This window comes from Pseudonocardia sp. (assembly GCF_029263155.1).
Lineage (GTDB): Bacteria > Actinomycetota > Actinomycetes > Mycobacteriales > Pseudonocardiaceae > Pseudonocardia.
Genome location: NZ_JAJCYB010000023.1, coordinates 1 through 9312, shown reverse-complemented (window position 1 = coordinate 9312; position 9312 = coordinate 1). Strand labels below are relative to the sequence as shown.

9 protein-coding genes and 1 pseudogene are annotated in these 9312 nt (G+C 72.6%); 1 reads left to right on the top strand and 9 read right to left on the bottom strand.

Annotation, left to right across the window (positions count from 1 at the left end; translation table 11 throughout):
* Positions 1 to 75 precede the first annotated feature (75 nt).
* The 7 genes from Q1K26_RS03770 to Q1K26_RS03740 all read right to left on the bottom strand — a co-directional run bounded on the left by Q1K26_RS03770 (position 76) and on the right by Q1K26_RS03740 (position 7458).
* A complete protein-coding gene (locus tag Q1K26_RS03770) occupies positions 76 to 1026 on the bottom strand; it encodes a type II secretion system F family protein (RefSeq protein WP_300007732.1) in 951 nt (316 codons plus the stop codon).
* Positions 1023 to 2408 carry a CpaF/VirB11 family protein gene (locus tag Q1K26_RS03765; RefSeq protein WP_300007731.1) on the bottom strand — a complete coding sequence of 462 codons (1386 nt, stop codon included), beginning with the start codon at positions 2406 to 2408 and terminating at the stop codon, positions 1023 to 1025. Before Q1K26_RS03765 ends, Q1K26_RS03770 begins: the two co-directional genes overlap by 4 nt.
* Positions 2405 to 3151, bottom strand: coding sequence for a hypothetical protein (locus Q1K26_RS03760; protein WP_300007730.1), 747 nt, complete (start codon positions 3149 to 3151; stop codon positions 2405 to 2407). The genes Q1K26_RS03765 and Q1K26_RS03760 overlap by 4 nt, the downstream gene beginning before the upstream one ends.
* A gap of 5 nt (positions 3152 to 3156) precedes the next feature.
* The gene (locus tag Q1K26_RS03755) at positions 3157 to 3771 is read right to left on the bottom strand and encodes an SAF domain-containing protein (protein ID WP_300007729.1); all 615 of its coding nucleotides are present in this window, start codon (positions 3769 to 3771) and stop codon (positions 3157 to 3159) included.
* Positions 3768 to 4382, bottom strand: coding sequence for a hypothetical protein (locus Q1K26_RS03750; protein WP_300007728.1), 615 nt, complete (start codon positions 4380 to 4382; stop codon positions 3768 to 3770). Before Q1K26_RS03750 ends, Q1K26_RS03755 begins: the two co-directional genes overlap by 4 nt.
* Before the next feature lie 227 nt (positions 4383 to 4609).
* Positions 4610 to 5110 carry a hypothetical protein gene (locus Q1K26_RS03745; RefSeq protein WP_300007727.1) on the bottom strand — a complete coding sequence of 167 codons (501 nt, stop codon included), beginning with the start codon at positions 5108 to 5110 and terminating at the stop codon, positions 4610 to 4612.
* A 1088-nt stretch (positions 5111 to 6198) separates the two neighbouring features.
* Entirely contained in the window at positions 6199 to 7458 is a 1260-nt protein-coding gene (locus tag Q1K26_RS03740) for a helix-turn-helix transcriptional regulator (RefSeq protein ID WP_300007726.1), read from the bottom strand.
* Between the two features lie 101 nt (positions 7459 to 7559).
* On the opposite strand from Q1K26_RS03740, the gene Q1K26_RS03735 reads away from it, so the two are divergent.
* Complete coding sequence (locus Q1K26_RS03735; protein ID WP_300007725.1) at positions 7560 to 8030, top strand: hypothetical protein; 471 nt, start codon at positions 7560 to 7562, stop codon at positions 8028 to 8030.
* A 25-nt stretch (positions 8031 to 8055) separates the two neighbouring features.
* Here Q1K26_RS03735 and Q1K26_RS03730 read toward each other — a convergent pair whose 3' ends face one another.
* Together Q1K26_RS03730 and Q1K26_RS03725 are read right to left on the bottom strand one after the other, a co-directional pair.
* Complete coding sequence (locus tag Q1K26_RS03730; RefSeq protein ID WP_300007724.1) at positions 8056 to 8577, bottom strand: hypothetical protein; 522 nt, start codon at positions 8575 to 8577, stop codon at positions 8056 to 8058.
* 109 nt (positions 8578 to 8686) lie between these two features.
* Positions 8687 to 9312: pseudogene (locus Q1K26_RS03725) on the bottom strand (hypothetical protein); the annotation flags it as partial.

Here is a 9312-nt window from a genome sequence, read left to right as displayed (position 1 = left end):
CAACCCCTCCCCGGACCTCGACCGCGCCGACACCGACGCGTCCGGTTCGCGAACCCAAGGCCCGACCTGACAGCATCACGGCAGCCCCACCAACGAGTTCCCAGCAGTCGCCCCTTCGGTTTTCGCGAACTCTCCAGCTTTTCCGAAGAACCGCGGCGACGGCCGGCCCAGAGCCAGCTGCCTCATCCACACCAGCAGGACCGCCGATCCCGACAGCAGGACCGCCATCACGACCTGCCCGACCGGCGTGCCGTAGGGCGCGGCGAAGGTCGGGACGAGGCCGATGAGCACGAGCAGCGCGGCCTGGATCAGCAGCAGGATGCGGATCGACTGCCGCGACTCCGCGCGGGCGGCCTCGATGTCGCGCCTGGCCCGCACGTCGCGCGCGACCCCGTCGGCGAGCTGTCGCAGGACCTCGGCGATGCCGCCGCTCTGCTGGCGCAGCGCCAGCAACAGCGCGGCCGCGACGGTGTCCCCGGTGCGGTCGTCGACGGTGTCGGCGAACGCGCGCAGCGCGGCGGCGTGGTCGTCGCCCCCTGCGCCGTCGCGGATGCGGCGGGCCAGCGTGCGCACCGCCGGGGCGATCGGGTCGTCGACCCGTGCCGTGGTCGTGACGATGGCCTGGGCCAGACCGATCGCCCCACCGCCGGTGAGCGTGTCGGCCATCCGGCGACACCAGCCCTCCAGCGCCTCGAGCTTCTCGATCCGCGTGCGTACGACCCGGGTCGAGCCCAGCAGCCACGGCAACCACAGACCCGCGGCGGCCGTCGCCGCACCGGCCGCGGGCCACCCGGACAGCGCCCACACGACGACACCGGCGACGGCCCACCCCAGCGCCCGGCGGCGCCGATCGGCGTCGGGCCGTGCCGGGTCACCGGCGGCCGCCCAGGCGAGCCGGATCCGACGTACCCAGGGCGTCGCGGGTGCGGCGACGAGCTGTTCGCCGGTCGCACGGCCACCCAGGACCACCAGCGCGACGGCCACGCAGGCTCCCGCCGCGGCGGCCGCCAGTTCCGCGGGCGTCACCGGGCCCACCCGCTCGACTCGTGCAGGAACCCCAGATCGATGCCCGCCTCGTCGAACGGGCGACGGTTCTGGGGCAGCAGCTGGAACACCGCGCGCGGATCTGTGCCCGGTGCCGGCGCGAAGACCCGGTTCATCGCGACCCCACCGCCCTCGCCGACCGAGGTCACCTCCGAGACCTCGGCCACGAACCGCGTCCGCCGACCGTCGGGAGTCGTGGTGTGCCGCAGATGGACGACGTAGTCGATGCCCTGCGCGGCCAACCGGGTCACGAACGCGTCGGACCACCCGGCCCCGGCGCCCTTCATCGTCGCGGTGACGAGCCGCTCGAACGCCTCGGCCGCCGAGCCCGCGTGCAGCGTGCACATCGAACCGGGCATGCCGGCGTTCATGGCCTCCAGCATGGGCAGCGCCTCGGCACCGCGGACCTCGCCGACGATCACCCGGGTCACCGACATCCGGAGCGTCTGGTGCAGGAGATCCGACAGCGTCATCTCACCCGCCGGACGCCCGGTGGCCGGGTCGCGCTCGGTCGACCCCGCCCGGCACTCCGCCGCATAGAGCAGCGGGTGGCGGTCCGGCAGTCGGTGCAGGTTCAGCTCGAACTCGGTCTCCAGCGTCGCGAACCGCTCGTCCGGACCGATCTCCCGCGCCAACGCCCGCAGCAGGGTCGTCTTCCCGCTCGACGGCATCCCCGTGACCAGGATGCTCCGGCGGGCCGTCACCAGCGCGGCGAGGAACCGCGCGAGCTGCAGCGACACGGTGTCCAGCCGGATCAGGTCGCGCAGCCGGACGTCGACGAGCCTGTGCTTGCGGATCGTCACCACGGGGCGGGGGACGACCTCGCGCATCGCGGCCAGCCGGGAGCCGTCGGGCAGCTGCATGTTCAGGCACGGCTGGGCCGGGGAGAACGCGCGCTCCGAGCTGCCGTGGTGGGCGGCGATGTGCTGGAGCTGCTGCACCAGATCGGCGTCGGTGTCCGCGACGGGCGCGGCCGCCCTGCGGACCGAACCGTCGGACATCCGCAGCATCGGCACCTCGCACCCGATGATGTGGATGTCCTCGACGTCGGGCAGGTCCAGCAGCTCCTGCAGCCGACCCAGCCCCCACAGCGCGTTCTCCACGGCGCGGGCGAGGACGCGTTCCGTGGCGTGGTCGAGCTGTGGTTCGCCGCTCACCGCGCGCCGTCGGGCCTCGGTGGCGAGCTCGGACTGGATCCAGGCCAGCACGAGCTGGCGCTGGTCGGCCGGATCGAGCGCGCGGCCTTCCAGCTCCGCGGCAAGCCGGGCCAGCACGGCGGTCTGGATCCGTCGGGTCGTGACCTGGTCGGTGACGGGCGGCCTCTTCACGGCGCGGTGGGACACCCCGTTGAGGCTCCGCGTCATGCCACACCTCGCCGGTCGTCGCCGGAGGCCGCGAGCGCCTCGGCCAGTCTTCGTGCCTCGCGTTGCAGGGGGCTGCGACCGAAGCCGCGCCGCGGCTGGTCGCCGTCGCTCCAGACCGCGGCGGCGCGCGGGTCGTCGGGCAGCTCACCCAGCAGCGGCAGCCGGCACGCCACGGCGACCTCCGAGGCCGGGTACGGGGCGTCCGCGCCCACCACGAGGACCGGCACCCGCGGATCCCCGGGCCGCACGTCGCGTTCCTCCTGCAGCCGCGGCGCGATCCGCGCCGCCGCCCGGACCGCCCGAAGCGACGAGCCCGTCACCACGACGACCACATCGCACACCCGCAGCAGTGGAGTCACGCCGTCCGCGACGGCGAACCGTCCGCAGTCCGCGACGACGTCGGCACCCGGCAGCCGCGCCAGCGCCGACCCGATCCGCGACCACGGCAACGTCGACGCCTGCCCGACGCAGCCGAGCCCGGCCAGCACGGAAGGCGAGTACTCGGTGGGCCGGTGCAACCGCCATGCCACGGCCACGTCCAGATCCATGGAGCGCATGTCGACGACGGCCTCCATGATCCCGGCGTCGGACGGCCACTCGCCCCGTCCCAGTCCGGCCCGGACGTCACCGCCGAACGGGTCCGCCTCCACCACCAGCGCGGCGCGCGGCCACTGCGACGCCAGCGCGAGCGCGGACGTCGTGACGCCCGGGCTGCCCTTCGCCGACACCAGTCCGACCAGCACGTCGGTCACCCCCGCCCGAGCAGCACGATCGCGACGCGGTCGTCGACGGACGCCAGCGCCAGCTCCTCCGCGTCGGCCTGCGGCACGAGGACGTCGACGCTGCGGCGACCGGACACGTCGACCTCGCCCGCCCGGACGACGGTCGCGCGGACCAGGGGGCTCCCGGCCCCCGTGATCACCAGGACCTCGTCGCGCGGCGCCAGCGCGGTGGAGGGCACCCGGCCCGCTTCGACCGACAGCCCGACGATCGCGTCTCCGGGAGCGGGAACGCGATCCGGGGTGACGGAGTCGGGCGTCAGCGTCTGGCCGGCCCGCAGATCGGTGTCCGCGAGCTGCCCGATCACGGTGCCGACGTCGTCCCACGCCACCGTGGCCAGCCCCGAGCCGAGCGGCAGGTCGATCTCGCGCAGGTCGGAGAGCTGGACGACGGAGCCGAACGGCAGCGGGCGCGCCATCACCACGACTCCCTCGCGTACCACCGCGCCGCGGTAGGCGAAGGCGCCGAGCAGCGCGCCGACCAGGCCCAACGTCACGGCCAGGAGCAGGCGTCGTGACGAGCGGCGACGGCGCAACGGACGAGGGGGCGCCGCGTCCGGGGTTCGCGCGATCGTCGCGGTCATCGCGTGCCTCCGACCAGTACCTGGACCTCGCCGACGCCCAGCGTCGTCTCCGCGGACACCCGGACGGTCTCCTCGCCGGCGACCGGCACCCCGCCGCTCACCCCGGTCCACGTCACCGTCCATACACTGGTGGCGATCACCGTCCAGCGGCCAGATCCGTCGGTCCGCTCCGGCAGGGAGCGCAGCTCGTAGGTGTAGCCGCAGTCCGGTGACGACCCGGTCTGTCCGGTCCACGCCGTGCCCGGCCCCGCGCAGCGCACCTCGGCGCCGGGCGGCCCCATCGACCACTCCACCGCGGAGAGCCGACCGGTCGCCGTCACCCGCGCCGCCCCGGCGGTCGCGGTGGCCGAGACCGGGCCGGTCGAGGACGCGCCGCCCTCGATCCACATCCACATGGGCACCCCGACCCACCCGGAGCCGTTCACCGACGTGAGGGGGACCGGCGGGTCGAGGACCAGCTGCTCGATCGCGCGTTGCGCGAGAACCTCCGCAAGCACCACCAAGTCGACCTGCTCGCCGCCGGGTTCCGCAGGTGCCGGTTCGAGGAAGTCGGCCGTGTCGAGCACCTCGCCCTGCGTCCAGCCACCGTTGCCCAGGGGAACGGCCTGCAACAGCGGTCGACGTGACTCAGCCGATTCCTCGGCCTCGGACCCGCTCTCGTCGCGTGCGGCCGGCTCCGGGGCCTCGTCGCGGTCAGGTGCCGCCGGCCGACCCGGTCGGCCGGGATCCACCGCGATGACCAGACACCTCCCATGACTGTCAGACACCGCACACCCAGGCGGCTCGGGATCACCCGCCACCCCCGATACCAGGAGCACGACACCCAGGCCCGCCGCGGTCAGCACGGCTCGTCCAACGCCGGCTCGGCGCGATCCACCAGCCATACGTCGCCGCGCAGCACGACCTCGGCACGGAACCGGTAGCGCGGAACCCGGTTGGCCAGGTCGTCGAGCACCTCGCCGGTGGTGTCCGCGATGAGGCGGGAGTCGCCGAGCTGCACGCAGTCGACGACCTCCACCCGGTCGTGCGTCGCGTTGCCGACCGTGGGGGAGCGGGTGACGGCGCCCTCGGTGTGCGCGGGGAAGTCCGCGTAGTTGCGGACATCCGTGAGGAGGCTGTCGAGCGCGGGCCCCGACGCCACGCCTTCGAGCTCGGCGGACCAGTCCCGCGCGCCCGGCGCCGCGAACGCGTCCTGGGAGACCGACCAGTAGCGCTCGTACGCCAGCAACGCGTCTTGCGACGGCGTGGTCGGCTGGGTCGCTACCGGCGCCGACGTGCAACTGGTCACCAGCGCCGCCATGAGCACGGGCAGCAGCGCGATCCGATGCGTTGTCGTCACGCGACCCCCTCGATTCCCGGTCGAGTCGATACTGCGGTCGAGCGTGGTCGTCGCGTGGTTGTTCCGTGGCTTCTGCGTGGTCACCCAGGTCACGACCCGGGGACAGGCCTACCAGGGCGCTCCCGGATCCGTGGGCGAACCGGAGGGTGTCCCTCGAACGGAGCAACGCCGGTGTCGGTCCGACGGGCTCGACTACGGAGTTTCGCGACCCGACCCGGGCGTCGACGACGGCCCGCTCGCGCCCGCCTGCGGTTCGAACATGCCGACCGACCGGTACACCGGTTCGCTGCCGCTGCCGGCTTCGACTCGGTAGATCCACACCGTGAACCCGTCCGCTCGGAGCGCGATCGCCAAGCGGACGGCCTCCTCGTGGCTCTGCGCGCTGGCCCTGCGGACCTCATCGCGGATCCGGACCCCATCACGGCGCTCGATGAGCCTGCCCTGGATCTCGAAGCGGGGTTTCATGATCGGTCAGTCACAGCTCGAACGGGTACGGCTGGCTGTCTCCGGCTCTGATCGTGGCCGTCGGGCCGTCGGCGCGCAGGACGCCCGTCACGGCGACCGGACTTCGCAAGCCGGACCGCAACGTCAGAAGCCACGGTTCGATCGAGATCGACGTCCGGCCCATGTGACAGGGCCGCCTCGGCGCCGGTCGCGGTGCCGTGTTCGGCCTTCACGGCCATGACGGCAGGACCGGCCCAGCCGGACGTCGTCGGTGCGCTCGCCGTCTCGGCCCGATGCCGGCCTGTTCTCCGACTCGTACTCGTGCCGCCGGATCGCCGGGAACGAGCTCGTCGACCGGGCGGCGCCCACCATCCTGGACCGGTGCTGGTGCGCGACCGGCGATGCCTGGCGGCGGCGGGCCTCGGCGCCTCGACCGGAAGCGCACGCCGATCGGAACGGCCGTCCTCAAGGCCCGAGCGGTGCCCGAACCGCGGGGGAGCGAGCACCTGCTGCCATCCGGCCCGCACACCAGGAGGGCGTTCCTCGGATCTCGCGGTTGCGCACTGGCCGGTGCTCATGGACACGGCCGTAAGCCTCAGCTCGCCGTGACCCTCTTCGGGGGACGGATTGTCCCCCTGCCCTCGTCAGCCGACCGCCCTCAACGCCGATCTCAACCGCTCGGCCTCGGCTCGTGCAGGGCGCGGTGCTCGTTCAGCGAGTTCGTCGGCGAGCGTCCGCGCCCACGGGATCAGGGCGACGGCTTCGGCCGAGACAGTGGTCGCGGAGCCGAGGCTGCGTACGGCGTCGCCGAACTCCCGCCGGTTCGCATGGGCGGTCGCGCACTCCAGCAACAGGCGCGATCGGCGGACCACGGACGGGCAGCGTCGCAGGTCGATCCGGTTCGCTCGTCGCACCGCCTCGGTGGGGCGACGCAGGCTGACTCCGACGATCACCGCGAGGATCTCGACGTTCGTCCGGTCGAACGCCGAAGGAAGGTGCCAGGTTCCGCTGGGCATGCGAGCCGCGCTTGCCGCGGCCGCGTCGAGATAGCGGTAGGCGTTGCCCTCGTGGCCGGCCAACGCGTGTGCGGCCGCGGCCTCGAGCTGCAGTGCACCGACGGTCCCCATCGCGGCCGGATCGAGGTCGTCGCCGCACGAGCGCAGCAGTTCGGTCGCCGCGTCGTCGGCCAGCTGTGCGGCGGCTTCGTGGTGTCCGGACGCGCAGAGCCCGACCGACGATGCCCATGCGGCCTGCGCCAGCGATATCGGGGTGTCCGCGTCCTCGGACAGGGCCCGGCCCCGTTCCACGGCCAAGGCGTGCAGCTCCGGCTCGCAGATGTGGGCGAGCAGCCGCTGAACGAGCCGGTACAGGTCGGCGGTGGCCGCTCGACATCGGCGCCGTGCGTCGCCCTCGGTTGCCCGCATCGACGCGTGCGCCTGCCGGATCAGGGCCGGCAGCGCAGCACCGACCTCCGACCGTTGCCGGGACGACCGGTGCCAGAGCAGCCAGAGACGCCGCACCCGTGCGGAAAGGTCGTCGGCGTCGACGACGGTCGGCACAGTGGCGTCCGACGTCGACCCGAACGACACCTCCCGCATCGCGTCGCGAATCGCCGGCACGACGTGGTGAACGTCCTTCTCCCAGACGCTGACCGGGGCATCGAAGTCATCCCCGGTGAGTTCGGAGAGGTCCGCCACGCCGAGGGTGCGGGCCAGTTCGATGAGCAGGGGCAGCGAGTTCAGCGGACGGACCCCGGATTCGATCTTCTTGAGCCAGTCGGGGCTGCGCCCGACGAGCCCGGCAACCACCGGGCGTGTCATCCCCCGCGACTCGCGTGTGATCCGGATCCGCTCGCCGGTGGTGAGGCACGCGATGCGTAGCCCGTCCTGCCCGGCGACTCCCACAGGGGATGACGGTACTGCACAACGCAGCCTTCGCTCCGACTCGTCGTCGTCCCCGGTGGATAGGATCGGCCCTTCCTCGAACCCCACGAACAGGGAGCCGCATGCCAGTCGTCGGCGTCACCGGTCACTCGAACCTCACCGAGCATTCGATCGATCTCGTGCGCCAGGAGCTACTCGACCTGCTCCGGCCACACGCGGATGACCTCGTCGGGCTGACCTGCCTCGCCCGGGGCGCCGACCAGGCGTTCGCCGATGCCGTCCTCGAACTGGGAGGAGCCATCGAGGTCGTCATTCCGGCGAGCGACTACTTCACCGGGATCACCGATCCGGTCAGCCGAGAGCGTTGCGACGCGTACCTCGACTCGGCCGCGAAGACCGTCACGATGCCTCACGAGATGTCTGGTCCGGCGGCGTACCTCGCCGCCAGCCGGCACCTCATCGACCGCTGCGATCTGCTTCTCGCCGTCTGGGACGGTTCGGGCAACGGAGGCACTGCGGAGGCCGTGGGGTACGCCCGTGACTGCGGTCGGTCGATCGAGGTCGTCTGGCCGGCGGGCATAGAGCGTTCGTGAGCAGATGGACGGCGATCCGGGCCGGTCAGCGGCGCAGGAGAACCACGACCACCCCTGCACGCTGCAAGCGTCGGACCACGAGCAGCATCGCCACACCGGCGGCGAAGTAGGCCAGCGGCAGGAGCACCCAGATCCTCTCGTCCGACCTCTCGGACACCGGCCACACGACACCGGACGGACCTGGGCCGAAGCGGTCGGCCAGCTCGTCGGAGGTGAGGATCGATGGCGATTCGTCCGGTGGCGCCCCACTGGCGGCAACGGTCACGTGAACGGCGTCGACGGGCAGTTGGAGCGACTGCCATGCGGCGTGCGCAACCACTCCGACCGCGAGGTCCTGCGTGAGGGGCATCCGGTTCGGGCCGCGACAGTTGACCGCGTGCACGTCGAGCACCACCTGCGCCTCGATATTGGCCCGCTGTGCGACCACCGACGAGCAACCGGTCCGTAGAGGAAGCTCGCCCGCTGAGCCAGGCCCGGTCGAATACCCGGCGAGGATCAGAACGGCGAGGATGGACGACGCGATGCCATAGGCGGGCGATCTGGGCATCGGGTCAGGCTGCGGCACACCGTGCCCGACTTTCCCATCTGCCCTCGACTGCCTGTGGACAACTCCTCGGGAGAGTGCGCCTCGGGCCGCCAGACGTGAATTATGTACCTTATGTCCGAATACTGACGTGGATGTGATCGTAGTGGCCGCCGGTTGCGTCGTCGGCGTCGTAGATGCCGCCGCCGGTGTAGGCGCGTCCCCAGCCTCCGTCGATGTCGGGGGTGTCGGGTGACCAGATGCGGCCCTGCCAGATCAGGTACTCGACCTTGAGTGCGGCGGCATGGGTGCGGAGCCACGTCGCGAGCCGCCATCCGTTCTGGTGTTCCTGGCCCTGGGGGTGGGTGCCGGCCGCGGCGGGGAAGTAGTCGCAGGCTCGGCCTTGGGGGTGGTCGCTGGTGGGATTCCAGGCGTGTTCGTCCCAGCAGCCTGCGGTGCGGATCGGCGCGCCGGGGCCGGGAGGGCCGAAGGCGCGGATGATCTCGTCGTGGGCGTGGCGGGTGGCGGGGGTGAGGCAGCGGCCGCCGGTGGGGTCGGTGGCGCTGCAGACCGCGCTGACGCCGGTGAACGGTGCCGGGGCGGGGAGGTCGTCGACGGCTGTCAGCCGCCGCTGAGAACGACGACGTAGCGGGGCGAGGTCGTCCTCGGGCGTGACGACGATGGGGGCGTGCGGCGCGGCGTGTTGATCTCGTTGGTCGCCGACGACACGGTGACGACGGCAGGTCGACGTTGGAGGGC